Source organism: Nostoc sp., from assembly GCF_036919675.1.
In the GTDB taxonomy this organism is placed as follows: domain Bacteria; phylum Cyanobacteriota; class Cyanobacteriia; order Cyanobacteriales; family Nostocaceae; genus Nostoc.
In genome coordinates this window covers 23,218-47,073 of sequence record NZ_JBALCP010000030.1, presented here as the reverse complement: position 1 = coordinate 47,073, position 23,856 = coordinate 23,218, and the positions used below count along the sequence as shown (strand labels likewise).

Below are 23,856 nucleotides of genomic sequence, written 5' to 3'. Positions count from 1 at the left end.
TAACTTGCAATATAAATTAGAAGAATTTATAGTAAACAGACTCTGGCAATTAGAGTATAAATTATCATGCTATACAAGCTAAGGCAGAGTATAAATCAATATGAGTGCGCTGAAGGAATTAGAAGTAAAGATAACTCAGATGTATAATTAGCGCGTCTGTTACATAATCCCTAAACAGATCGCGATTTAGGACTGGCAGGCTTTCTATTTTTTACTTTAATTAAGGGGCTTATGTGGCAACAAGAAAAAAAAGATAGTTCAATAGTGAATCTGGTATTATGGGTTGCCTTAGCTACAACCCCTATGGCAGCAAGTTTGCTGGTGTCAGCACCCATGCTGGCCCAATCTAAACCTAATTCTCCCGCTTTTTCACTGCCGCAAACAGTGCAGAACGGGACAACAGTGCGGATTGACGGTTCAAGTAGCTTGGGTGCAATTAACCAAAGCCTGAAAGAGAATTTTGAAAAACAGTTTTCCGGTACAAAGGTTGAAGTTGCGGCTAACGGCACTAGTACGGCACTGAAAGATTTGCTAGCTGGCAAAATCGACATAGCAGCAATGGGGCGTGGGTTGACGCCAGCAGAAAAAGCCCAAGGACTAGAGCAAATTCGCTTGCGCCGTGAGAAGATTGCGATCGTGGTTGGTGCTAATAATCCTTTCAAGCAAAGCTTGACTAGTAAGCAATTTGCCCGGATTTTCCGGGGAGAAGTTACAAATTGGTCACAACTGGGAGGGCCTTCCGGGAAGATTCGATTAATTGATCACCCTAACACCAGTGAGACTCGCAATACTTTTCGTGCTTATCCAGCCTTCAAGACTGCTAACTTTGCTACAGGGGCCAATGCTACCCAAGTAAGTGAGGATAATACCGCAGAAATCATCAAACAACTGGGCAAAGATGGCATCACCTATGTGTTGGCTAATCAGGTGTCGAAGCTGAAAGGTGTGCGAGTTCTGCAATTACATCAAGCCTTGCCAGATGATGCGAAATATCCCTTCTCGCAACCTTTAGTCTACGTTTACAAAAAAAATCCCAGCTTAACCACAGTAGATTTTCTCGGCTTTACCCTTGCACCCCCAGGACAGAAGGCTATAGAACAAGGTAGAACTGCTGAAGCAGTGGCGATCGCAGCGAATGGATCACAACCTGCTGTCAACCCTTCCCCCAGTGCTAAGACGATACCTGCTGCTACACCTTCCCCTAGTGCTACTACTTCTGCATTTGGTGAACAGCCTTTTGTGGCTCCTGCTCCTGCACAAGTTAGTCCAATTGTCAACAGGGAAACACCATTTTGGTTGCTGTTACCTGTCTTTTTTATTACCGCAGGTGGAGGATTACTATGGTGGATTCTGGGAAAACGCCCATTGCCGACTGAGAAAACAGACAACTTACCAGAATCAGATCCTTATCTACCCAGCACAGAAGGTGCAGAAATGGCGGTGCTCAATGCCAGCACATCCCTGCCCGTTAACGGAGCGATGCTTGAGGAGGATTCACTGCCGCACTTCCAAGAGCAAGAAAGCCCTGATCGCACTCCTTTCAACATCTATGCTCAAACACAATCTGACCTGACAGAAAATGCTACTCACGGGACATCAAATTTAGTCCAAGAGGCAACTAATGGTAACTCTAAGCTCCATGAAGGCCCAACCTCTGGAGTAACTAATGGATCAGGTAATAACAACTTGGGAGCCGCAGCTTTAACCAATGGTACGGCTTTAGCAACAGGAATCGGGGCGGCTACCTGGTCTACCTTTAACAACAAAGAAACAGAAATAGACACCATTGATGAGACAGTCCATCTAGAGCATTATCCAGAGACAAACATTCCTGATTCTGATCAAGTTGCATGGGACATAGAAGCCCCGGCGGCTGTAGTAAATACTTCATATCCTCACCTGGGTAATATTCCAGAAGAGGCATCTGAGGTGACAGCCCCACTCCCAGAATTACCAGATGTGCCAGAAGTAACATCTGAATTTGACTATTGGGACACAGAAGTTAGTGAAGATCAGATAGATGAGGAACTTCAGGCAGAATTGAACTGGCTAGACAGTATCACCTCAACTGAAGATCCAGCCTCAGGAGATGAATTGCCCTTACCAGAGTCTGGCGAAGTGGCAACGGATATAGAACCCTCAGCGGCACAAACATCCTCACTGCTCGATTTCCCAGAATTTCCAGAAGATATATTGAATCTGGTAGCGGACGCATCTGAACCCACTACCGATTTGCTAGAGTCAGAATTTCAAGCAGAGCCGACTGTAGCTGAAGCTGACTCCACAGATTTTGCCGCCGCAGCGGCTTTAGCAGGCGCAGGGATTGGAGCCTGGACTACCATTGGATCAGATACCCAAGGACAAACCGATACTACGGTTGAAAATGTGCCGATTGCAGCCGAAACAGCTATTGGTTTGGTTGATGCAGATGAAGAGAGCAGTATCGTCCTCACGCCGCATACTTCTACATCGGCTCATGTCTCTTGGGAGATTTCCGAAGCCAAGAAAGCAGCACTGCAACAACAGGGCGGCTCTCATTTGGTAGTGCGACTCTATGATGCAACTGGGATAGACCTAAGTTATCAAAGTCCCCACCTTGTACAGCAGTATGAATCTGAGGAGACAGCACACGATCGCCTGGTGGATATTCCCGTCAGCGATCGCGATTACATAGCTGAAATTGGCTATATCGCTGATGGCGATCGCTGGTTCTTGATCGCTTGTTCAGCAGTTATTCGTGTCTTCAGTCCGGTGCATCCAGATCCCACAGTTGATAATCTGGCAATCGGGGATAAAACAGATATTGACTTAGTAGATGTCCAACAAGAGAGCAGTATTGTCCTCACATCGCACACATTGCAATGGGCTGATGTCTCTTGGGAAATTTCCGAAACCAAGAAAGCAGAACTACAACAACAGGGCGGCTCTGATTTAGTAGTGCGGCTCTATGATGTAACTGGGATAGACCTAAGTTATCAAAGTCCCCACCTTGTACAGCAGTATGCATGTGAAGAGACAGCAAACGATCGCTTTGTAGAAATTCCCATCAGCGATCGCGATTACATAGCTGAAATTGGCTATGTCGCTGATGACGATCGTTGGTTCTTTATAGCCCGTTCAGCGATCGTTCGTGTCTTCAATCCTGTGCATACAGATTCCACCGTTGAAAATGTAGCATTAGCAAGCCAGACACCTATTGGCTTTATAGAAGCCCAAGAACAGATCAGTGAAGAAGAAAGCAGTGTTGCACTCACACCCCGCACTCCCAAGTGGGCTTATGTCTCTTGGTACATTTCCAAGACTCAGAAGGAAGCACTGCAACAACAAGGCGGCTCCCAATTGCTAGTGCGGCTCTACGATGTGACTGGGATTGACTTGAGTTATCAAAATCCCCAGCTTGTACAGCAGTATGAATCTGAAGAGGTAGTACAGGGACGCTTTGTGGCTATTCCCGTGAGCGATCGCGACTACATAGTTGAAATTGGCTATATGGCTGATAGCGATCGTTGGTTACTCATAGCTCGTTCACCCAATGTTCGCGTTTTCAGTCGTTCCCACGAAGATTTCTGGTTTGTGGCAGATGCTGAGTTGATTATTCACGGAGCAACCCAACCAAATACAAGTGTAAACATTGGTGGTCATACCATCAAAATCAAACCCGATGGTACTTTCCACCTACGTCTCCCCTTTTCAGATGGTTTAATGGACTATCAGATAACGGTAGCTGCTGATGGGGAATCCACTAGAACTATCCATAAGAAGTTCTCCCAGGAAACTTCCGAAAGCTAGCAATTTCTTGAATTACCCCTCTAACCAGATTCTCCCCATTTAGGCTACGGTGTACATCTTCTACACAGGATGCAAATATCACCTCGTTCCCAGTCTCCGACTGGGAATGCCTATTTTGGGGCTGCCGCCTCCTTGACTCGCGGCAGAGCAGCAATGAGGAGCATTTCCAGCTTCTGGCTAAAAACGAGGTTTTTCCTTAGTCCGTGGAAGCGGACTTTGCCTATATAGCGGTAAATGACCTTCGCCCAGGCTTTTACTTGCGGAAAACACCGAAATTAGAAAGTCTCAATTTTTCCTGTGTAGGGATTTATGACTTCTTCTGTACTGATGTCTCTAATTACAGTACAACCCCCAAACCATATTAAAATTAAGGCTGTAATTAGAACTAAACGACCATAATTTTTGTTATCCATAATAAATTATTTAGTACTGGTAAGCTGTATCAAGCTTAATCAGCGAAAACTCTAGTATCAATATTTACTAAATAACTTACATAACTTAATAGGCATCGTGACTCAAAGTTGCATAAACTTGCATAAATTAGGTTTAAGAAACTGAAGCTAGTTAGCTGAAGCTCTTGCTGTATATAAGTGGGCGATACTGGATTTGAACCAGTGACCCCATCCGTGTGAAGGATGTGCGCTACCCCTGTGCTAATCGCCCAAGACTGTTTATATTATAAGCTTTTAAGCTTACTTTAATCTAGTACGCCACGGCGTAAATAGAGCAACCATTTAAAATCCCTAAAAAGCCCATTCCATAATACTTTTGACTTTTGACTTTTGACTTTTGACTTCCGCCTTGCGGTACTAGTTACCTGAATTTATCTCCTAACTGATTGTATGTCAGTTAATGTCAGATTTCAGCAAGACAACTATATTAAGTTATGGAAAATATTGGGTAATTATTAACACTAGTATTTTAACTTAATAAGCTTAATACAACCTGCAAGCAATAAATAACTCTTGGGTCGATTGTGATTAAGTTCACGCCTCTTGTGTTATTGCCAACAAGGGTGTGTATACTTAAAGGTTTCAGACCCTAACCTTCAGATTTCCTATAAGCGATCGCACCTACAGAGGGACTGTCCTAATTCAGTAAACTCACCAATGGAACTGTATAGAATCCCTAATATAGTTGATTAATTATACAAGGGTACTGTTATGTTGGAAAAGAGAAAAGAAGCTGTTAAAAAGTTATACCAAGCCTACAAGCTAATAGGAGAGGTTTTACCTTTAAGTGAAGAACATATTTTATCCATAAATGATGGAGAGGCTATACAAAACTTAATGGATTTTGCCAAGCAGCTTGAAAAATATATATCAGATATAGGGTCGATTGATGGTGTATATTTTCACTCTGATGAGCATTTAGATTCAAATAAAATACTTGAGTACACTAATAATAATGTGACCTCTCCAACTCAGCGTGGGGCTGTATCAACTGTCAAAAGTAAACACAACAGACCTAGCTAGGTTAACCTTGTTTTTCTCCAATGGGCGATCGCTGCAAGTTATAGTTCACTAAGCTTCAGAATTATGCGTACTATGCAAGGATTAATGATCCATAGCCCTTCGTAGAATCTTCCCATCAGCAAAACGAACTTCACACCCATCATATACATTACCTAGTAGCTCCAAGCACTCTTTAAGCTTGTCCAGGTCCCTTTTCATAGCAACACCTTATTTGTATTAAAGTTCAGATAGTCTGTAATGTTTAATTACGCTACCTAAATCTAGCTATTGCTCTTTGCATAGCCAGGTTTTACGAATGTTTTGTAGGATAGACATCTTGTCCGTCGCAATTATGCCAGATAAAGTGTTTCAGTGCGATCGCCTGATTGCCGCAGATGGTAAAAATCCTTTTAAAAGTAGGGGTGCAAGGACTTGCGCCCCTATGATGCGATGTTTTTTTAACTGGAAATCCCTTAAGCCAACGTGAATTATTCAGAGATTATTCGGGTTGATTCCCTTCTGTTGTAATCTAGCCAAAAGTTCCTGAAGCTGTTGTTCTGTTTGCTCTAGTTGTTGCTGTTGCTTAACTGTTACTTCTTCTGGTGTTGAGTATCTATTACCATTTTCGTCATACCAATACAACCATTCTCGCGTGATTGCTTGGTAGGTTCCGCGTTCACGTCCAATACCTAAACCAATTTCCGGCATCCAGATTTTATCGCCTAATTGTAAAATATATTCACCATTAATTAAACGATAAACTTCTAAACGCTGACGCTTACGACGTAAGCGGGTTGGTGCATAGATGACATAATACAAAATGCCTAATTGGGCATAATCTAGTACGCCACGGCGTAAATAGAGCAACCATTTAAAATCCCTAAAAAGCCCATTCCATAATACTTTTGACTTTTGACTTTTGACTTTTGACTTCCGCCTTGCGGTACTAGCTTCTTTTGCTCGTATTCAAAATTGTAATGGGAAACAATTTCTAAGGATAAGATTGGGGAAATGCCATCTTCTTCCCAAAGTACATAACTAGAACGCCCATTTTCTCCAACAAAACGTTCTACACCCAAACTTAAAAACCCATCGGGGACAATGGCAGGTTTATTGGCTGTATAATAAATTCCCATGTTGATCCCAAAAAACCAATCATCACGGGCTTGCCAAATAGCAGCTAATATCGCTAACAACAAGTTGGGAATTAATATTTGCAGTTCATTATCCACAGGGGTGTCATCAGAATCTGGCAATTCTGCTGATGAAGGTAAGCACTCTAATGGATTGTAGTTGAACATCAGCAGTCTTCAATCCCAAATGATAAATATAAATCTGTTTTCCATAACTTCAGGGTAGCTCAGGCTGCACATAATACTTAGTGGTTCATTGCCTTGATTACTTTTTGTAGTCGCTTACTTAAGGTAAATCACTGAATCAATATTAGTTATGTATTAGACAAACTACTACGTATCTAGGCTCTGAGTGCAGGAGTCACTGAAATTTGATTTCTTTAGTTTATCTAAAGTCGCATCTAAGTTATCAAATTACCTTCCTAAGATAGAAGCAGCAACCATAAGTTGCCATACACGACTAAAACCCAACTAACAGCTGTGCCTGCGGAGAACATAAAAATGGCTAAAGCGCCAGAATCTTTAGACTTATCTACTTACGACGCTACAGACAAATCCCTAGATCGTGATTGTACAACATTATCCCGTCACGTCCTTCAGCAACTTCAGAGTTTTTCGCCAGATGCACAGGATTTAAGTGCGCTGATGAATCGCATCGCCTTAGCAGGCAAACTGGTTGCTCGTCGCATGAGTCGCGCTGGTTTAATGGAAGGCGTTCTGGGATTTACTGGGGAAGTTAATGTGCAAGGAGAATCCGTCAAAAAGATGGATGTCTATGCCAATGATGTATTTATCTCAGTGTTTAAGCAAAGCGGCTTAGTCTGTCGCCTAGCTTCCGAGGAAATGGAAAATCCCTACTACATCCCGGAAAATTGCCCCATTGGTCGCTATACCCTACTGTATGACCCAATTGATGGCTCATCTAACACTGATAATAATCTCAGCTTAGGTTCCATTTTCGCCATTCGCCAACAAGAAGGAACTGATAGCGATGGTAAGGCAACTGATCTCCTCACCAACGGACATAAGCAACTCGCTGCCGGATACATCCTGTATGGCCCCTGCACGATGCTGGTCTATACTATAGGTAAGGGCGTCCATTCTTTTGTCCTTGATCCCAGCTTAGGCGAATTTATTCTCACAGAAGAAAATATTCGGATTCCTACCCACGGGTCTGTTTACAGCGTGAATGAGGGTAACTTCTGGCAGTGGGAAGAATCAATTCGAGAATATATCCGCTACGTTCATCGCACAGAAGGTTACAGCGCTCGTTATAGCGGCGCAATGGTGAGCGACATCCATAGAATTTTGGTTCAAGGCGGCGTGTTTCTCTACCCAGGCACAATTCAAAACCCAGAAGGTAAATTGCGCTTGCTTTATGAAACCGCTCCTCTAGCCTTTTTGATTGAGCAAGCAGGCGGTCGTGCCACTACAGGATTGGTAAATATCTTGGATGTAGTCCCGAAAAAACTGCATCAGCGCACACCTTTAATTATTGGTAGCAAAGAGGATGTAGCAAAGGTGGAGTCTTTTATTCAAAACGGCCACTAGTACCGCAAGGCGGAAGTCAAAAGTCAAAAGTCAAAAGTCAAAAGTATTATGGAATGGGCTTTTTAGGGATTTTAAATGGTTGCTCTATTTACGCCGTGGCGTACTAGAAGACAGTCACAAAAGCATCAAGGATGCGTCTAGCATCTGCCATTAATTAAACGTTAATCATGGTGATTTAGGATTGGGAATGCAGAATAGGACTTCTTGAAGATGTATTAAAGATTATCTCAGCTGGCGGATGCGATAAGTGATTGGCAACGCCACAATTCAAAAGTAACCATCAACATTTGATGGGTTTTACCAACTTCACTACGAAACATCACTATACAGGACTGAAACAAATTAGAGCTATGGCTACCAATCATCTACTAGAAATTAAGCAATACGGTCAAAGTATCTGGATGGATAATCTGACCCGTGACATTATTCAATCAGGCGAACTCAAAGACCTGGTTGAAAATCAAGGGGTCTGTGGGATTACCTCTAACCCAGCTATCTTTGAAAAAGCGATCGCTGGTAACGTTATTTATGATGCCGATATCGAAGCCGGAGTTCGCGCTGGCTCACCGACATACAAAATTTACGAATCGCTGGTTTTTGCAGATATCCGTAATGCCTGTGATATTTTACGCCCTGTTTTTGAAGCCTCGAATAGACTAGATGGTTATGTGAGTATCGAAGTCCCACCATCCATCGCCCATGATACGGAAGCAACAATAAACGAAGCCCGGCGTTATTTTCAAGAAGTTGGTCGGGAAAATCTGATGATTAAAATTCCCGGCACAGAACCTGGTTTACCAGCAGCAGAACAGGTAATAGCCGATGGGATAAATGTCAATATTACGCTGCTTTTTTCTGTAGAAAGCTACATAAACACAGCTTGGGCTTATATTCGTGGCTTAGAAAAACGGTTGGCTGAAGGTAAAGACATCAGTAAAATTGCTTCAGTCGCCAGCTTCTTCCTCAGCCGGATCGATAGTAACGTTGACGGCAAAATTGATGCTAAGTTGAAAAAAGGCGTTGATGATATTGCCGTGGAAGCAAAGCTAAGAGCTGTTAAAGGGAAAGTAGCGATCGCTAACGCCAAGATTGCGTACCAAGAATACAAGAAAATTATCGAGAGCGATCGTTGGCAAGCCTTGGCAGCAAAAGGGGCTACAGTACAGCGGCTACTTTGGGCTAGTACCAGCACCAAAGACCCCAACTACCGCGACGTGATGTATATCGAGGAGTTGATTGGGCAAGATACCGTTAACACCGTACCACCAGCGACGATAAAAGCTTGTGCCGATCATTGTAACGTAGGCGATCGCTTAGAAACAGATGTAGATAAAGCTTACACGCTGATCGAAAACCTCAAAGATCCCGACATCAACATCGATCTCGATGCCGTAATGGATGAACTGTTAGCTGAAGGTATTGACAAGTTTATCCAGCCCTTCCAGTCCTTGATGAACTCTTTAGAAGAGAAGATCAAGGTATTGTCACCAGTGTAGGGGCTAGGGAATGGGAATTTTGGATTTTGGATTTGCGATAGCGTAGCGTAAAGCCTGCGGCATGGCAACTCTTAGAGAGGCTGCGCCAACGCTTAGAACGAGTCCGCCAGCGTCTTTTAGATTGAAGTCCAATTCAAAATTGCAAATCTAAAATCCTTTCCCAATCCCAATCTCAATCCCTAATCCAAAATCCAAAATCCAAAATCCAAAATTGCTATGGTTAGTCTGCTAGAAAACCCCTTGCGCGTTGGTCTGCAACAACAAGGGATGCCCGAACCCCAGATTATAGTCATTTTTGGCGCTTCTGGTGATCTTACCTGGCGCAAACTAGTGCCAGCACTTTACAAATTGCGGCGAGAACGGCGTATTCCACCAGAAACTACCATTGTCGGTGTGGCACGTCGAGAGTGGAGCCATGATTACTTCCGTGAACAGATGCAAAAAGGCATGGAAGAGGCACATCCTGATGTCGATTTAGGGGAACTCTGGCAAGACTTCTCTCAAGGTTTGTTCTACAGTCCTGGGGATATAGATAATCCCGAAGGCTACCAGAAACTGAAAACCTTATTGAGTGAATTAGACGAAAAACGGGGCACGCGAGGTAATCGCATGTTCTATCTCTCCGTTGCCCCCTCATTCTTTCCCGAAGCGATTAAGCAGCTAGGAAGCAGTGGGATGCTAGAAGATCCCTACAAACATCGTCTAGTAATTGAAAAACCCTTTGGTCGCGACTTGGCTTCTGCCCAAAGTCTTAACCAAGTGGTACAGAAATTTTGCAAAGAAAATCAAGTTTACCGCATTGACCACTACTTGGGTAAAGAAACAGTCCAGAATTTACTGGTGTTTCGCTTTGCCAATGCGATTTTTGAGCCGTTGTGGAATCGTCAATTTGTTGACCATGTGCAAATTACCGTCGCAGAAACCGTAGGCGTGGAAGACCGAGCTGGTTACTATGAAAGCGTCGGCGCACTAAGAGATATGTTGCAAAACCACTTAATGCAACTTTACTGCCTAACGGCTATGGAAGCACCCAACGCAATGGATGCCGACAGCATCCGCACAGAAAAAGTGAAGGCACTCCAAGCTACTCGTTTAGCGGATGTGCACAATCTATCACGGGGAGCAGTGCGTGGTCAGTACAGTGCTGGCTGGATGAAGGGTCAAGCAGTGCCAGGGTATCGGGCAGAACCAGGCGTTGATTCCAACTCGACAACCCCCACCTATGTAGCGATGAAATTTTTGGTAGACAATTGGCGCTGGCAAGGTGTTCCCTTCTACCTGCGGACTGGTAAGCGGATGCCGAAAAAAGTCAGTGAGATTTCCATCCACTTCCGCGAAGTTCCGTCTCGGATGTTTCAATCTGCCGCCCAACAGACAAACGCCAACGTTTTGACGATGCGGATTCAGCCAAATGAAGGAATTTCCGTGCGTTTTGATGTCAAAATGCCGGGGGCAGAATTCCGTACCCGTTCTGTTGACATGGACTTTAGTTATGGTTCCTTTGGCATCCAAGCAACATCCGATGCCTACGATCGCCTATTCCTTGATTGTATGATGGGCGATCAAACATTGTTCACCCGGGCAGATGAAGTAGAAGCCGCCTGGCAGGTAGTAACACCAGCCCTTTCCGTTTGGGATGCACCCGCCGATCCAAATACTATTCCCCAGTACGAAGCCGGTACTTGGGAACCAGCAGAAGCAGAATTCTTAATTAATCAGGATGGCCGTCGCTGGCGAAGACTCTAAGATTTTAGATTTCAGATTTTAGATTTTAGATTGGGGATGGCGAAACAGGGAATGGGTAATGGAGAATATAAAAAACTATTACCAATTACTAATTACCAGTTCTTAATCCAAAATCTCTAATCTCAAATCCAAAATCCAAAATCCAAAATCCAAAATCCAAAATTTCCTATGGCTCTCCAAACTTCTACAATTTTTTCACTTCAGGCACCAAAAGATATTTCGCTTGACGAAATAGATGCGGAACTGAGTCAAATTTGGCAAAGCTACGGCATTACTGGCGAGGACGGTGGACTTCCCAGTGCTACTAGGGCAACAACATTTACTTTAATAGTCTACGAACCAGAAGAAACTCAGTATTTGTTGGCTGCTTTGGGATTTTACAACGGTCCAATTGATGGGATTTTAGGGCCACAGATGGCAGCAGCATTGCGGGAAGTGCAAAAACAACATAGTCTGCCACAAACTGGAACAGCAACATTAGAAACTCTCACTGTATTACGAGAAGAATTTGCTAAAGTTCAGCGAAGCGGGTCTGGAGGAGAACATCCTGTTGGTGGGATCTTAAATAGCGCTGCCAGCCCCAGAATTGCCGATGAAATCGCCCTCCGCAACCCCTGCCGCATCATTGCCCTATTTCCGATTACTGGCGAAGATAAAGGGGTTAAAGCTCAAGTTTCTGCCTATTGCCCCATCCAAAAGCAATCGTCAAGGACACTTGTCTGCTGCGAATACATTACTCTCAGTGGTACTGCTGCTGCCTTGGAACGGATAGGAGGCATGATTCCAGCATTGTTGATTGGCGGCTTACCGAAGTTTCTCTGGTGGAAGGCAACACCAGACCCTAACAACAGTCTATTCAAGCGCCTAGCAGCAGTCTCCAATAATGTCATTGTAGATTCTTGCAACTTTAACACCCCAGAAAATGATTTACTCCACCTACAAGAGTTGGTAGAAACGGGTGTACCTTTAGCTGATTTGAACTGGCGTCGCCTGGCGTCATGGCAGGAATTGACGGCTGAAGCCTACGATTCTCCTCACCGTCGCGCCGCCCTCAGAGAAATTGACCGCGTTACGATTGACTACGAAAAAGGCAACCCCGCCCAAGCTTTACTATTTTTGGGTTGGCTGGCAAGTCGGCTGGAATGGCAGCCAGTTTCTTATGAAAAGGAAAGTGGTGATTATGACATCACTCGCATCCGTTTTATTGCTCAAGAGCAGCGAGAAGTAGAAGCAGAGTTAGCAGGAGTTCCGGTTGCTGATGTGGGCGATATTATCGGCGACTTGATTGCCTTGCGCCTCAGCTCAACAAATCCCCAGGCAGACTGTGGTACAGTTATCTGCTCGGAAACTGGTGGTTGTATGCGGATGGAAACACACGGTGGTGCCCAATCCGCCGGTCTGTTTCAACAGGTGACTTCACTTTCGGAACAAAAGGCGGAAGCATTGCTGAGTCAGCAAGTGCAACGCTGGGGCCGCGAGTCCCTGTTTGAAGAAAGCCTGGGAGTGACAGCGAATTTTTTCAAATTGGCGAATTAATTCAGACCTAATCCCCCTACCCCCCTTCCCGTATCGGGAAGGGGGGAATTTTTTTAAATATTATTAAAGTGAAGACGAATGGCAAGGAAAATTTAATTTATAAAATAGTGAAGATTATTTATTAAAATATTTTGCATCTGTCTGAAAAAAGAACTATGGAGTTTGAATTTTATCTTCACAAAAGTGCAACTAATAAAACTAAACATGGCATTGATTTTATTGAAACACAGAAATTTTGGACAGATGCAAATTTTATTGAAATCCCTGCACGCACAACAGATGAGCCTCGGTTTCTAGTTATTGGCAAGATTGCTGAAAAATATTGGTCACCAGTGATTACTTATGGTGGTGATAAAATAAGAATTATTTCCGTTCGTCGCTCTCGGACTGAAGAGGTAAATATTTATGAAAGCTGAAGAATTTGATGCTAAGTTTGAGAATGGAGAAGATATTACTGAGTTTATAGACTTATCTAACGCACATCGTCCACGTTATGAGCAAAAAAGAATTAATATTGACTTTCCAATTTGGATGATTGAAGCTTTAGAACATGAAGCCAAGCGTTTAGGGGTGACATCTGATTCTATGATTAAATTATGGCTGGCTGAACGTCTTGATAAAAAATTATTATTGAGTAGGATAAAGCAGTAATTTTAATCAAATAAATGATTCAATATTTTTGTTTTACTTTGATTTTATACTACTAAGATAGCTAACTATTTAGTTTAACCAATCACCAATTATTCATGTCTGTAATCATTGCTGGAGAACGTAGTGGGGTGGGCAAGACAACAGTTACGCTCACCCTTTTAGCATCTTTACGTCGTCGCGATCGCCTGGTGCAATCTTTTAAGGTAGGCCCAGACTACATTGATCCGATGTTTCATCAACACGTAACTGGTCGTGCTTGTCGCAATTTAGACCCAGTACTGACTTCCGAAGCCTACGTTCAGCAATGTTTTGCCCTTCATAGTCAACTGAGTGAATATACCCTAGTTGAAGGGGTAATGGGATTATTTGATGGAATTGGGCATGGGCAAGAAAAGCAAAAATCAACCGATTTTGCAAGTACGGCGCACATCGCACGGCTTTTAGATTTGCCTGTGGTGTTGGTGATTGATTGTAGTCGTTTATCTGGTTCTGTAGCTGCGATCGCTCACGGCTACCAGTCTTTTGATCCCCGAATTAAAATAGCTGGGGTGGTACTAAATCGAGTCGGAAGCGATCGCCATCTCTGTCTCCTCAAAGATTCCCTAGAACCCTTACAATTACCCATTCTCGGTGTACTGCGGCGTCAAGATAACATTACAATTCCCGATCGCCATTTGGGTTTAGTACCCACAGCAGAACTCCCCGAACTCAATGCTTTAATTGATCGCCTCGCTGATTTAGGAGATACCTGCTTCGATTGGCAATATTTATTACCTTTGTTAAAATCAAAACCTCTCCCTCATCCCCTTGATCCCCCTGATCCCCCCTCCTCTATCAGGATTGCAGTAGCCCGCGATCGCGCTTTTAATTTCTATTACCAAGACAATCTCGATTTGCTGCAAAACCTTGGTGCAGAACTGGTTTTCTGGAGTCCCTTAGAAGATGCTGCAATACCAAAAGATGTGCAGGGAATGTATTTTGGGGGTGGTTTCCCAGAAGTTTTTGCCCAGCAACTAGCAGAAAATACCAGCGTTCGTGATGCAGTGAAAACAGCAATTCTGAAAGGAATGCCTACAGTTGCCGAATGTGGAGGATTGATGTATTTATGTGAGCAAATTATCGATTTTGAGGGTAAGTCTTGGTCGATGGCGGGAGTTTTACCGACATCTGCTATGATGGGTGGGCGTTTAACTTTGGGCTATCGTCGTGCAGTAGCTTTGCAAGATAATCTTTTAGTGAAAGCAGGTACAACTGTTTACGGACATGAGTTTCATCGTTCCCGTTTAACCTTAACTCCCACTCAGCCCCTATTTGAAACTTCTCGCTACGATTGTGAGGAAAATATGGGATGCGAGGGATGGGGTTTCCCGGCAAATGTTTATGCTTCTTATGTGCATCTGCACTGGGGAGAAAGTGGAAAAATTCCCCAGCAGTTTCTTAAAGAATGTCTGAAAGTAGCATCTTCAGGAAGTACAGCATCAAACCCAGTAGGTTAATTTACAACAGCGTGGCTGGATGCTTACTGAGGGGTAAGAGCTGAGTCGTGAGTGCTTCTGGTGTCATCAAAGGCTCTATTTATGAATTGAATGAGAGAATGTTTAAAGAAGCTTTTGGTTCAGAAAGCAAAGAGTAGTTTAATCTAAAGGTTTTGTACAGTCTTCTGGAACCATTATAGTACCTTTCAACATTCCACAAACACGAAGATATTGTGCCTTTGCTTCTTCCTGTTCCCTATATTGTTGATAATTATGCCATATAAAAGGAGCTATAATTATCACAGCTATACATCCAATTATAATTCTATGAGTCTTTGTAAGTGTAAGTTCATCCATTTTGCCATATGCCTTTTTTTATTTTATTAAAAGCTTCTTTAGTTGTAGGAGTCCTAATTTTTTAATAAGCATTATGATATTTTATTAAATAACAATCAAAATTTATCGGATTATATCTGATAATGTATTCGCAAAATAAACTAATAGCCCTAAATATAATACAAATAAAAAATCCCACCAATTACCAAAAAATAAAAAACAATTGATATATAGTAGGACAATTAAACCACTCATAATAGTTAAACACGCCCAAAAGAAGAAGAGTCTAATAAGAAATTAAAAGAAATCTAAATCATACTTTTTACCTACTACTTCCACTAAAAATCTATTAATAGGCTTTTCAAAGGCAACCCATAAACCCGCAATAGTTGCAAGTACGAATCCAACAATTTGTATACCCCCATATCTACCATAATCTCTCAATAGTAAAAAAGAGTAAAATAATAACCAGGAGCCTATAAAATAATAAACAATATCAAGCCTAGTTAAGTTTTTCATTTTTATAAATTTTACTAAGAAATAACCATTTAAGTTTTACGTATTTAGCTTAAGACGATTAAAAAAATAAAGGAGATAGGGTTTATTCCCAAAAAGTATATTTGAATGTGCAACAGATGAGATTGATTAAATCTCTATATAAAGCTAACTTTTATTTAAGAGAATTTATCCAGTAATAATACTGGTATTTTTATCATTTATTGGGACTTGGGGTAAATATAGCATAGCTGACACTAGGGGTAAGATAGGCTGAAAAATATTAGTGTATAAGCTTTTTAACTATAGCTTTTTGATAAATCATCCAAGCCTTGTTTGGTTCTTGTAAGAGTTGGCTAATACCAATAATCTTTAGTGCGGTTCCTAACTGTAATATCTGACCTCAAATAGTAATAGCCATCTGATACCAACGCATTCCCTTGAAATGTTAATGCGTTCTCCTGCATTAAAAACGCCACGATTTTACGCAAAACTTTACTTAGTAGTTTTTTGGAACCTACACAGGAACCAAATCGCTATTTCTCACTCTCTGCTAAAAGCCCCCGGATTTGTCAGTGGGGAATTCGTTACATTCATATCGTCATTCAATCTGCGAATCAGACGGGATAACTCACGAATGATATTCACCGCAATTTCGGGAGTTTCTTCGATCGCATCATAAAGTTGCTCTTGCGTCAGTTCTAAAAATTCGCAAGGTTCCAAAGTCGTTGCGGTGGCGGAACGAGGTTGAGTATCAAATACTGCCATCTCACCAAAGTATTTTCCCTGTTCCACCTCTGCAAGTTGTTTATTGCCGATGTGAACTTTGACTCGGCCTGACACGACAATGTAGAGCGATCGCCCTTCTTCTCCTTGGCGAAAGATGGTGTAATTAGCTGGAAATGACAGTTCGATCATCACTGAAGTGAGCCGCACTATAAAATCATCCCGCAATTCCTTAAAAATTGGGACTCGCCGGACAAATAATAAACGGTCAACACTGGTTAGCATAATTACAAGTTAAACATCAAACATTACAGTACATTTTCAAACTGAAGCCACGAGATTAGTCATATTAACCGATGTTTAGCACTAGCTGCCAAGAAGATCCCAGGCTTTACCGACAGAAATCCACTTAGTAGGGACTTGCAGTTAAAAAAACATCCCATCTCCGGGGCGCAAGGCCAAGATCCCCTACAAATGTACAAATAATTTTGGATAATTTATTTTTTGTCAGTCCTTTTACACGATTTGTTAGCGGCACTGGCAAGGCGAGTTCAGGTCTTGAGGAATGCCAGCAGGTCAGTGTTAAATTGATCCCGATGTGTGCTGGTCAGTCCATGAGGTGCGCTCGGATAGACCTTCAGAGTTGAGTTGTTGACTATCTTTGAGGACAAAAGAGCTGAGTTATTGATCGGCACAATTTGGTCGTCGTCGCCGTGAATGATCAGCGTCGGCACGTCGAACTTTTTGAGGTCTTCGGTGAAGTCCGTTTCCGAGAACGCCTTAATGCAATCGAACGCACCTTTGAGACCGACTTGCATACTCTGGAGCCAGAACTGCTCTCGGAGACCTTGGGAGACTTTAGCACCCGGTCTGTTGGCACCGTAGAATGACTCGCTGAGGTCTTTGTAAAACTGGGAACGATCATTAGCAACACCCGCGCGGATGTTGTCAAAGACTTCGATTGGCAGTCCGCCGGAATTAGCTTCGGTCTTTAGCATCAGCGGTGGCACTGCGCCGACTAGTACGGCTTTGACAACGCGCTTCGTGCCGTGGCGACCGATATAGCGGGTGATTTCGCCGCCGCCTGTCGAGTGACCGACTAGGACTACATCTTTGAGATCCAGTGTCTCAATGAGCGTTGCGAGATCGTCGGCGTACCTATCCATTTCATTGCCGTTCCAGGGCTGGCTTGACCGCCCATGTCCGCGACGATCGTGGGCGATCGCGCGATAACCATTGTCTGCCAAGAAGACCAGTTGCTCGTCCCAGGCATCAGCATTAAGCGGCCAGCCATGACTGAAGACGACAGGTTGTCCTGTGCCCCAGTCTTTGTAATAAATTTGCGTGTCATCTTTGGTTGTGATCATGCTCATCTTTTTATCTCCTTATTCGTGGTTAGAGGTTGTCGGCACAGCATAACTTCAGCAGTAAGGTCTTAAGCAGCAACATCCGGGAAAAGACACATAGCTCTAAAAGTATCCCAGTAAACGTTCTTCTGGAGCAATCCCTTGGAGTGTGACCAAAGGGTGCAATAATCAGGTTTTAAGCTAATGAAGCGATGCCTGTGGCAGGCTACCGCACCCACAGGACTTACGCAAAATCTATGAAAAAACGAACCGCAAAGGACGCAAAGGAATAAGGTTTCAGAGAGTTATTGCGTAAGTCCTAACCCATTCAGATTTGTGCCACACCGCCATCGACAAACAATTCAATGCCCGTAATGTAGCTGCTGTCATCTGAAGCCAGCAAGGAAACGGCTTTTGCCACTTCATCCGGGATTCCCACCCGCCCCAGGGGAATGTCATTCACCATCTCCCTGTGCATTTCCTTGAGTTATTTGAGTTGAGCATGAAGTGGACTAGAAACAGCCTATTTATTAGGTTACCGACCGCTTTGGAGAGGCTTCAAATCTGCGCCATGCCCCCATCGACGAAGAGTTCGATGCCGTTGACAAAGCTGCTGTCATCGGATGCAAGGAAGACGACAGCTTTAGCAATCTCGTCTGGTGTGCCCACCCGCCCAAGGGGGATATTGTCAGCCTGACTTGCTACAAATCCTTGCAGCTGCTCCTCGCTCAGTCCGATGAGATTGTAGCCAGGAGTAGGTACGACACCAGGGCTGATGGCATTGACACGAATCTTGCGCTCTTTGAGGTCGAGTGTCCAGTTCCGGGCAAACGAGCGCACGGCGGCTTTGGTGGCGCTGTAAACGCTGAACGCTGGGGTGCCCTTGATAGAAGTAATCGAAGCATTGAGGATAATCGAAGCCCCCTCTGGCAACAAAGGCAATGCCTTCTGCACGGTGAAAAGCAGACCTTTGACGTTGGTGTTGAAGGTTTTGTCAAAGTGTTCTTCGGTAATCGATCCGAGCGGGACAAGTTCCCCACCTCCAGCATTGGCGAAGATGATATCAAGGCGACCTTTTTCTTGCTCAATCGTGGTATAAAGGCGATCAAGGTCTGCTAGATTTGAGGCATCGCTCTGAACGCCCATGACGTTTTTACCGATCTCTTTGACGGCGGCATCAAGTTCACTTTGACGACGACCCGTGATGAAGACATATGCACCTTCGGCGACGAATCGCTTGGCTGTAGCAAGACCGATGCCGCTGGTGCCACCTGTAATCAGCGCGATTTTTTCTGAAAGCTTCTGTGACATAGTGATGTTTTTTTTGAATCAGGTTTAGGGACTAGCAAGTCTAGATTACATATCGTTCAAGCTGTAAAGCCACCATCAATCTTCAGGTTGGCACCAGTGACAAAGGCGGCTTCAGGACTGGCGAGATAAGAAACCAAGCCAGCAACCTCATCGCTCTGTCCGTAACGACCGAGGGCAATTATCTTTTTCAGCCCATCGGCAAAGTCCCCTTCTGCCGGGTTCATATCGGTGTCAATCGGGCCAGGTTGAACGTTGTTGACGGTGATGCCGCGAGGTGCAAGATCGCGGGCGAGACCACGGGTAAAGCTGGCGATCGCTCCCTTAGTCAACGCATAGACCGAGATCCCAGCAAAAGGGGTGGAATCACTGTTGACGCTGCCAATCATGATGATCCGTCCACCCTCACCCATATGGCGAATCGCCTCCTGAGTTGCCACGAAAACGCCCTTGACGTTCACCGCGATGAGTCGGTCAAACTCATCCATCGAGAACTGGTCGATTAGAGCAAAAGCGCCAACTCCGGCGTTGTTTACGAGGATGTCGAGGCGACCTAAGGTGTTGACTGTCTCGGCGACGGCGTGTTTCACCGCTTCAACATTGGCACTGTCAGCGGCAAGCGCCAAGGCTTTTCCACCTGCCGCTTCGATGGCAAGCACCACCTCGTCGGCTTTTTGGGGCGAACTAGTGTAGGTGAGGGCGACTGCTGCGCCATCGTGGGCGAGACGTTTAGCGATCGCCGCCCCTAGACCGCGTGAACCGCCCGTAACCAATGCAACTTTTCCTGCGAGTGTTTTTCCCATAATTTGCTCTACTGGGCATAATAGTTGCCAATCAGTGTTTATTTACCAATCGGTACAAAAAGTATCCCCTGATTAAATCTTGCTGTCAAGGAAGTTTTATACTGAAAGGTATGGAAACGAGAAAGTCTCATAGAGTACAGGGACGTCCTCGCGCTTTTGATATTGACGAAGCTTTAGAGCAAGCTTTGCAGATGTTCTGGCGCAAGGGCTATCTGGGAACATCCCTTACGGATCTAACTGAGGCGATGGGTATTAACCGTCCGAGCCTCTATGCTACCTTTGGCAACAAGGAAACTTTATTCCGCAAGGTGCTTGATCGCTATAGTGATAGGCAAACAGCCTACCTTCGTGAGGCACTTGAGGAGCCAACCGCACGTAGAGTGATCGAGCGGATGATGTATGGCGTTGTTGACTTGGTGACTAATCCGTGTAATCCCTCAAGATGTCTCTTTGCACTGAGTATACTTTCATGTGGACATCCGGACGATCCGCTCCATCAAGAATTGGCAGAACGCCATATGTTAGGGGAGATTGCAATACGCGCTCGCTTCGAGCGTGCTTTATCAGAAGGTGACTTGCCGTCTGATACTGATCCTGCTAGCCTGGCTCGTTTTGTCGTAACTGTCAACTTTGGGATGTCCGTCCAAGCAGCGAGTGGAGCCAGTCGCGCCCAACTCCTAGAGGTTGTTCAGACGGCATTGCGAGCCTGTCGAATATAAGGGACTAGTACCGCAAGGCGGAAGTCGAGTCGCTTCTCTACGAGACGCTGCGCGAACGCTCCAATTAAAAATTAAAAATTATTAATTAAAAATTGCAATTCTTTGGGGCTTGAACCCACCACTGATTGTAGACCACTGAAATCTTTGATTTCAGTGGGGGCTTGTACCCAAAATTAATTAATTAAAAATTATTATTATTCTTAATTTTTAATTAAAAAAAGGTCAAAAGTCACTTGTACTGAGTTTAGCCTGAGTTTAGCCTGGGCGTAGCCGTTGGCGCAGCCTCTCGTAGAGAAGTAAAAGTCAAAAGGATTACGGAATAAGCTATTTAGGGTTTTTAAATGGTTGCTCTATTTACGCCGTGTTGTACTAGCAAAAAAATAAATGGCCAGAAAAAATCAAGGCAGTCTGTAAAAGATAAATCAATTCACGCTGGTCAAATTGCTTGCTTTTTGCACAGTCAGGAGTTGATTTAGGAAGGAAGCAGTCCCCTTGGAAACTACTTCTTCCACTTTTTATCTGATTATCATTCATTCTCTAGGTTATGCAGCTTTATTTAATCATTTTTGGGTTATTTATTTTTTTTGTAGTCCCGAAAGTTATTCATCACTTTTATTTATCGTTTTAAAAAACAAGAGTATTTGCTCTTATTTGGTTTAAAGCCATAATATTGACTTCATGAGCTCCCAAGGTACCTTGCTGAGAAATAAAAATACCAATTTGATTGGAGGCGTAGTTTACTACCGTAGGCATCGCCTCTAAAAACTGGGGAACTGGCTGATGACTAGCGAAGATCGGTTGTCGTTAAGTAAAACAGTCACAAAATCTTCTGAACTGCCCTCATTGCCAGAAGCAGAGAAGGACTAAGACAAACAGCATTGAATTATCGTGAGCAAAAATTATGAGTTGGCTAATTAGTACATTTCTTATTGGAATCTCTACCGCTTTTGCAACCACCTTTGACGACAATTTATACTTGACAGCTTTCTTCGGAAAAGTCAATCGCAGCTTTCGTCCTAAGCATATTGTTCTCGGTGAATTTCTGGGATTCACTACCTTAGTATGTGCTAGTCTCCCTGGTTTCTTCGGTGGTCTGATTATTCCAAGTACTTGGATTGGCTTGCTAGGTTTGCTTCCCATCGCCATTGGTATTAGTAATTTCATCAGTCGAGATCAGGAAACAGAGACAGTGCAAGCGGTGTCAGTTGACTTAACTCCTGCCAAATCTGGACGCCAGAAGAAATCACTATTGGCAACCATCCGCGATCCTCAAACTTACCGCGTTTCCGCTGTCACCGTTGCCAATGGAGGAAACAACATTGGGATCTATGTACCCTTGTTTGCCAGTACCAATCTTCCAAGTTTGGGTGTAATTCTGTGTGTTTGCTATTTCACTGTTGGGGTGTGGTGCTTACTCTCTTACTACCTGACTCGTAATCCTCTGATGACTCCGGTTTTAACTCGCTATGGTCGAAAAATCTGCCCGTTTATCTTAATTTACTTGGGACTCTCTATCTTAATTAAAAGTGAATCATATCGACTTTTACCTAGTCTGGCAATGCTTTCCAATTAGGCATGAGGCGATCGCCTCCAGTGGGCGCTTTGCGCGATGTCTACGACGGGCTGTTCGGCGTCGCACCTGCTCTGAAAACTTGCTATCTTGGGATGCGATGCTAACGACAAGCCCTGCGAGTGACGCTACGCACAGTCGCTACCGCTAAATATTTTTTAATCACTTGAATTTATCAATTTCAATCAAGATAATATTTGATGTTATCAATCAATTTATCTAAAGTGAGAAGAAAGCAGATTATTGATGGCTCTTATAAAAGCAAGCTCACCACTACGAATCATCGTCGGAAGGAACTAATGAATAAACCAAATCCAAAAAAATTAACTCAGTGGATTGTAACAGCAGTATTTCTGGTACTTGTAGCAGGATTTTCTCTGCTTGACCAACCCAGCGTTAGAGCTTTAACACTAACACCATCCATACCTACGGAATCTAAACTAGGTCCAGTAATGCCTCCGGTTACATCGCCAATGGAGTCTGTAACTTCCCCGGTAATATCTCCGGTTGTATCCCCAATAGTGTCTGTAGCAGAAAACGTTAGACGTTTATTGCAAACTAATGAATGTGTCGGGTGTAACCTGACTGGAGCAATGCTCAAGGATGTAAATCTGCAAGCGGCAAACTTAGAGGGTGCTAACTTACAAAATGCAGACTTAGAAAGGGCTAACTTGCAGCAAACAAACTTACAAGGGGCTAACTTTCAAGGAGCAGATTTAGGCAAGGTAAACCTTTTGGGAGCAAACCTGTTGGGAGCAAACCTATTTGATGCAGACCTAGAGAAAGCCAACCTGCTGGGAGCAAACCTGCAAGCAGCTAACCTACAGGGCGCAGACTTGGAAAAGACAAATCTCACAAATGCAAACATGCAGGGGGTTAACCTGATGGACGTTGATTTGGAAGATGCAATCAGACCGGAAGGATTCACTATTCAGTAATTAAACTGAAGTTCTCCGTACAAATTTAATAAAAAACCTCAAAAGCCTGATTCAGTCATGAATACAGGCTTTAATATTTGAAGGGTCGCAGCGATCATTTTTTGGAAGATTGGCTGGATTTTTCTGGTTGTTTATTTTTTGCTGGCATAGGCGCTGAAATAATCTTTGACTTTTTCATCCCCCACCTCAGCATTGAGAGTTTGGGAATTTAATGGTAATCTGCATTTAATAACAATGTAAAAAGATAAATTTTTTTATAGCTAGTTAATATGCCAGATGGAAAAGTACATAGCAAAATGAGTTTGTGGAAACAAACAGGTATTTGTCTAAAAAATTGGACAAAGAATGGATTTTATAATTGCTTTCATGGTAAATAGTGATATAGTAAATTATCTCTTTAACTTCTGTAGGCTATCCATCAGAAGTAAGTTAGAAACAAGAGTATAAATCCGGCACTTGGGTGCAACTGTGAAGGAGACAAAAGTCTTTAAGTTAGAATACCCAGCGCCTGTTTATTACCTTTTATTTTTATTTGTGAGTTGCGGATAAAAATAAAAGTACCCTTAAATTAAAGTTACAGTTTACACCCTTGATTGTTATGCCAGTAAAATTTTACATTCAGACAGAGTGGGCAACTGGTTTTCGTCACTAAAAGTAGGCAGAAGTCCTACACAAGTTGCGTATCTGGAAGAAAAGGAAATGGCTGGTCAATAATTATCGGCTATTTAGATATTTAGAAAAAATCCATCAGTATCAAAGTTGCGTATATCTTTGACATGCAGAC

The 23,856-nt window shown here is 43.4% G+C and carries 20 protein-coding genes, 1 tRNA gene and 1 pseudogene; 12 read left to right on the top strand and 10 right to left on the bottom strand.

Going from position 1 to position 23,856, the window contains the following annotated elements:
- Nucleotides 1–231 precede the first annotated feature (231 nt).
- Nucleotides 232–3,789 carry a DUF4912 domain-containing protein gene (locus V7K49_RS04620; protein WP_335204687.1) on the top strand — a complete coding sequence of 1,186 codons (3,558 nt, stop codon included), beginning with the start codon at nucleotides 232–234 and terminating at the stop codon, nucleotides 3,787–3,789.
- A gap of 275 nt (nucleotides 3,790–4,064) precedes the next feature.
- Here the strand turns inward: V7K49_RS04620 and V7K49_RS04615 are convergent, their stop codons facing one another.
- Both V7K49_RS04615 and V7K49_RS04610 read right to left on the bottom strand, forming a co-directional pair.
- Complete coding sequence (locus tag V7K49_RS04615) at nucleotides 4,065–4,202, bottom strand: hypothetical protein (RefSeq protein WP_335204686.1); 138 nt, start codon at nucleotides 4,200–4,202, stop codon at nucleotides 4,065–4,067.
- Between the two features lie 178 nt (nucleotides 4,203–4,380).
- Nucleotides 4,381–4,452: transfer RNA gene (locus V7K49_RS04610), tRNA-Val, on the bottom strand.
- Between the two features lie 500 nt (nucleotides 4,453–4,952).
- Here V7K49_RS04610 and V7K49_RS04605 point away from each other — a divergent pair.
- On the top strand, nucleotides 4,953–5,264 hold the full coding sequence (locus V7K49_RS04605; RefSeq protein WP_334864882.1) for a hypothetical protein: 312 nt from the start codon (nucleotides 4,953–4,955) through the stop codon (nucleotides 5,262–5,264).
- A 471-nt stretch (nucleotides 5,265–5,735) separates the two neighbouring features.
- On the opposite strand, the pseudogene V7K49_RS34520 reads toward V7K49_RS04605, so the two are convergent.
- Nucleotides 5,736–6,544, bottom strand: a pseudogene (locus V7K49_RS34520) (Uma2 family endonuclease).
- Between the two features lie 333 nt (nucleotides 6,545–6,877).
- Between V7K49_RS34520 and fbp the strand changes: the two are divergent.
- From fbp to V7K49_RS04560, 7 genes are all read left to right on the top strand, one after another.
- Nucleotides 6,878–7,927: a class 1 fructose-bisphosphatase gene (gene fbp / locus V7K49_RS04590; RefSeq protein WP_334864888.1), complete on the top strand. Its 1,050-nt coding sequence runs from the start codon at nucleotides 6,878–6,880 to the stop codon at nucleotides 7,925–7,927.
- Between the two features lie 350 nt (nucleotides 7,928–8,277).
- Nucleotides 8,278–9,423, top strand: coding sequence for a transaldolase (gene tal, locus V7K49_RS04585; protein WP_335204685.1), 1,146 nt, complete (start codon nucleotides 8,278–8,280; stop codon nucleotides 9,421–9,423).
- Between the two features lie 216 nt (nucleotides 9,424–9,639).
- Complete coding sequence (gene zwf / locus V7K49_RS04580; RefSeq protein WP_334864892.1) at nucleotides 9,640–11,169, top strand: glucose-6-phosphate dehydrogenase; 1,530 nt, start codon at nucleotides 9,640–9,642, stop codon at nucleotides 11,167–11,169.
- Nucleotides 11,170–11,337: 168 nt separating this feature from the next.
- Nucleotides 11,338–12,705: a glucose-6-phosphate dehydrogenase assembly protein OpcA gene (gene opcA, locus V7K49_RS04575; RefSeq protein WP_335204684.1), complete on the top strand. Its 1,368-nt coding sequence runs from the start codon at nucleotides 11,338–11,340 to the stop codon at nucleotides 12,703–12,705.
- A gap of 155 nt (nucleotides 12,706–12,860) precedes the next feature.
- A complete protein-coding gene (locus V7K49_RS04570; RefSeq protein ID WP_335204683.1) occupies nucleotides 12,861–13,121 on the top strand; it encodes a BrnT family toxin in 261 nt (86 codons plus the stop codon).
- Nucleotides 13,111–13,356 carry a type II toxin-antitoxin system BrnA family antitoxin gene (brnA, locus tag V7K49_RS04565; protein ID WP_335204681.1) on the top strand — a complete coding sequence of 82 codons (246 nt, stop codon included), beginning with the start codon at nucleotides 13,111–13,113 and terminating at the stop codon, nucleotides 13,354–13,356. The genes V7K49_RS04570 and brnA overlap by 11 nt, the downstream gene beginning before the upstream one ends.
- Nucleotides 13,357–13,451: 95 nt before the next feature.
- Complete coding sequence (locus V7K49_RS04560; protein ID WP_335204680.1) at nucleotides 13,452–14,852, top strand: cobyrinate a,c-diamide synthase; 1,401 nt, start codon at nucleotides 13,452–13,454, stop codon at nucleotides 14,850–14,852.
- A 138-nt stretch (nucleotides 14,853–14,990) separates the two neighbouring features.
- Here the strand turns inward: V7K49_RS04560 and V7K49_RS04555 are convergent, their stop codons facing one another.
- The 7 genes from V7K49_RS04555 to V7K49_RS04525 all read right to left on the bottom strand — a co-directional run bounded on the left by V7K49_RS04555 (nucleotide 14,991) and on the right by V7K49_RS04525 (nucleotide 19,845).
- A complete protein-coding gene (locus V7K49_RS04555) occupies nucleotides 14,991–15,188 on the bottom strand; it encodes a hypothetical protein (RefSeq protein ID WP_335204679.1) in 198 nt (65 codons plus the stop codon).
- A gap of 276 nt (nucleotides 15,189–15,464) precedes the next feature.
- Nucleotides 15,465–15,686 (bottom strand): hypothetical protein, encoded by a 222-nt coding sequence (locus V7K49_RS04550; RefSeq protein WP_335204678.1) that lies wholly within the window; start codon nucleotides 15,684–15,686, stop codon nucleotides 15,465–15,467.
- Between the two features lie 519 nt (nucleotides 15,687–16,205).
- Nucleotides 16,206–16,673, bottom strand: a complete 468-nt coding sequence (locus tag V7K49_RS04545; protein ID WP_335204677.1) for a Crp/Fnr family transcriptional regulator — start codon at nucleotides 16,671–16,673, stop codon at nucleotides 16,206–16,208.
- A 266-nt stretch (nucleotides 16,674–16,939) separates the two neighbouring features.
- The gene (locus V7K49_RS04540) at nucleotides 16,940–17,761 is read right to left on the bottom strand and encodes an alpha/beta fold hydrolase (RefSeq protein ID WP_335066962.1); all 822 of its coding nucleotides are present in this window, start codon (nucleotides 17,759–17,761) and stop codon (nucleotides 16,940–16,942) included.
- A gap of 301 nt (nucleotides 17,762–18,062) precedes the next feature.
- On the bottom strand, nucleotides 18,063–18,212 hold the full coding sequence (locus V7K49_RS04535; RefSeq protein ID WP_334864903.1) for an SDR family oxidoreductase: 150 nt from the start codon (nucleotides 18,210–18,212) through the stop codon (nucleotides 18,063–18,065).
- Between the two features lie 80 nt (nucleotides 18,213–18,292).
- Nucleotides 18,293–19,045 (bottom strand): SDR family oxidoreductase, encoded by a 753-nt coding sequence (locus V7K49_RS04530; RefSeq protein ID WP_334864905.1) that lies wholly within the window; start codon nucleotides 19,043–19,045, stop codon nucleotides 18,293–18,295.
- Nucleotides 19,046–19,101: 56 nt separating this feature from the next.
- Entirely contained in the window at nucleotides 19,102–19,845 is a 744-nt protein-coding gene (locus V7K49_RS04525; RefSeq protein ID WP_334864907.1) for a 3-oxoacyl-ACP reductase family protein, read from the bottom strand.
- A gap of 110 nt (nucleotides 19,846–19,955) precedes the next feature.
- Between V7K49_RS04525 and V7K49_RS04520 the strand changes: the two genes are divergently transcribed.
- The 3 genes from V7K49_RS04520 (at nucleotide 19,956) to V7K49_RS04510 (ending at nucleotide 23,072) form a co-directional block, all read left to right on the top strand.
- Nucleotides 19,956–20,564, top strand: a complete 609-nt coding sequence (locus V7K49_RS04520) for a TetR/AcrR family transcriptional regulator (RefSeq protein ID WP_335204676.1) — start codon at nucleotides 19,956–19,958, stop codon at nucleotides 20,562–20,564.
- Nucleotides 20,565–21,465: 901 nt separating this feature from the next.
- Complete coding sequence (locus tag V7K49_RS04515) at nucleotides 21,466–22,137, top strand: cadmium resistance transporter (RefSeq protein ID WP_334864911.1); 672 nt, start codon at nucleotides 21,466–21,468, stop codon at nucleotides 22,135–22,137.
- A 296-nt stretch (nucleotides 22,138–22,433) separates the two neighbouring features.
- A complete protein-coding gene (locus V7K49_RS04510) occupies nucleotides 22,434–23,072 on the top strand; it encodes a pentapeptide repeat-containing protein (protein WP_335204675.1) in 639 nt (212 codons plus the stop codon).
- The last annotated feature ends 784 nt before the right edge of the window (nucleotides 23,073–23,856 follow it).

Bases quoted from the DNA above. Each gene is read 5' to 3' on its own strand.
- V7K49_RS04620 (WP_335204687.1), top strand. From the start codon at position 232: ATGTGGCAACAAGAAAAAAAAGATAGTTCAATAGTGAATCTGGTATTA.
- V7K49_RS04615 (WP_335204686.1), bottom strand. From the start codon at position 4,202: ATGGATAACAAAAATTATGGTCGTTTAGTTCTAATTACAGCCTTAATT.
- V7K49_RS04605 (WP_334864882.1), top strand. From the start codon at position 4,953: ATGTTGGAAAAGAGAAAAGAAGCTGTTAAAAAGTTATACCAAGCCTAC.
- fbp (WP_334864888.1), top strand. From the start codon at position 6,878: ATGGCTAAAGCGCCAGAATCTTTAGACTTATCTACTTACGACGCTACA.
- tal (WP_335204685.1), top strand. From the start codon at position 8,278: ATGGCTACCAATCATCTACTAGAAATTAAGCAATACGGTCAAAGTATC.
- zwf (WP_334864892.1), top strand. From the start codon at position 9,640: ATGGTTAGTCTGCTAGAAAACCCCTTGCGCGTTGGTCTGCAACAACAA.
- opcA (WP_335204684.1), top strand. From the start codon at position 11,338: ATGGCTCTCCAAACTTCTACAATTTTTTCACTTCAGGCACCAAAAGAT.
- V7K49_RS04570 (WP_335204683.1), top strand. From the start codon at position 12,861: ATGGAGTTTGAATTTTATCTTCACAAAAGTGCAACTAATAAAACTAAA.
- brnA (WP_335204681.1), top strand. From the start codon at position 13,111: ATGAAAGCTGAAGAATTTGATGCTAAGTTTGAGAATGGAGAAGATATT.
- V7K49_RS04560 (WP_335204680.1), top strand. From the start codon at position 13,452: ATGTCTGTAATCATTGCTGGAGAACGTAGTGGGGTGGGCAAGACAACA.
- V7K49_RS04555 (WP_335204679.1), bottom strand. From the start codon at position 15,188: ATGGATGAACTTACACTTACAAAGACTCATAGAATTATAATTGGATGT.
- V7K49_RS04550 (WP_335204678.1), bottom strand. From the start codon at position 15,686: ATGAAAAACTTAACTAGGCTTGATATTGTTTATTATTTTATAGGCTCC.
- V7K49_RS04545 (WP_335204677.1), bottom strand. From the start codon at position 16,673: ATGCTAACCAGTGTTGACCGTTTATTATTTGTCCGGCGAGTCCCAATT.
- V7K49_RS04540 (WP_335066962.1), bottom strand. From the start codon at position 17,761: ATGAGCATGATCACAACCAAAGATGACACGCAAATTTATTACAAAGAC.
- V7K49_RS04535 (WP_334864903.1), bottom strand. From the start codon at position 18,212: ATGCACAGGGAGATGGTGAATGACATTCCCCTGGGGCGGGTGGGAATC.
- V7K49_RS04530 (WP_334864905.1), bottom strand. From the start codon at position 19,045: ATGTCACAGAAGCTTTCAGAAAAAATCGCGCTGATTACAGGTGGCACC.
- V7K49_RS04525 (WP_334864907.1), bottom strand. From the start codon at position 19,845: ATGGGAAAAACACTCGCAGGAAAAGTTGCATTGGTTACGGGCGGTTCA.
- V7K49_RS04520 (WP_335204676.1), top strand. From the start codon at position 19,956: ATGGAAACGAGAAAGTCTCATAGAGTACAGGGACGTCCTCGCGCTTTT.
- V7K49_RS04515 (WP_334864911.1), top strand. From the start codon at position 21,466: ATGAGTTGGCTAATTAGTACATTTCTTATTGGAATCTCTACCGCTTTT.
- V7K49_RS04510 (WP_335204675.1), top strand. From the start codon at position 22,434: ATGAATAAACCAAATCCAAAAAAATTAACTCAGTGGATTGTAACAGCA.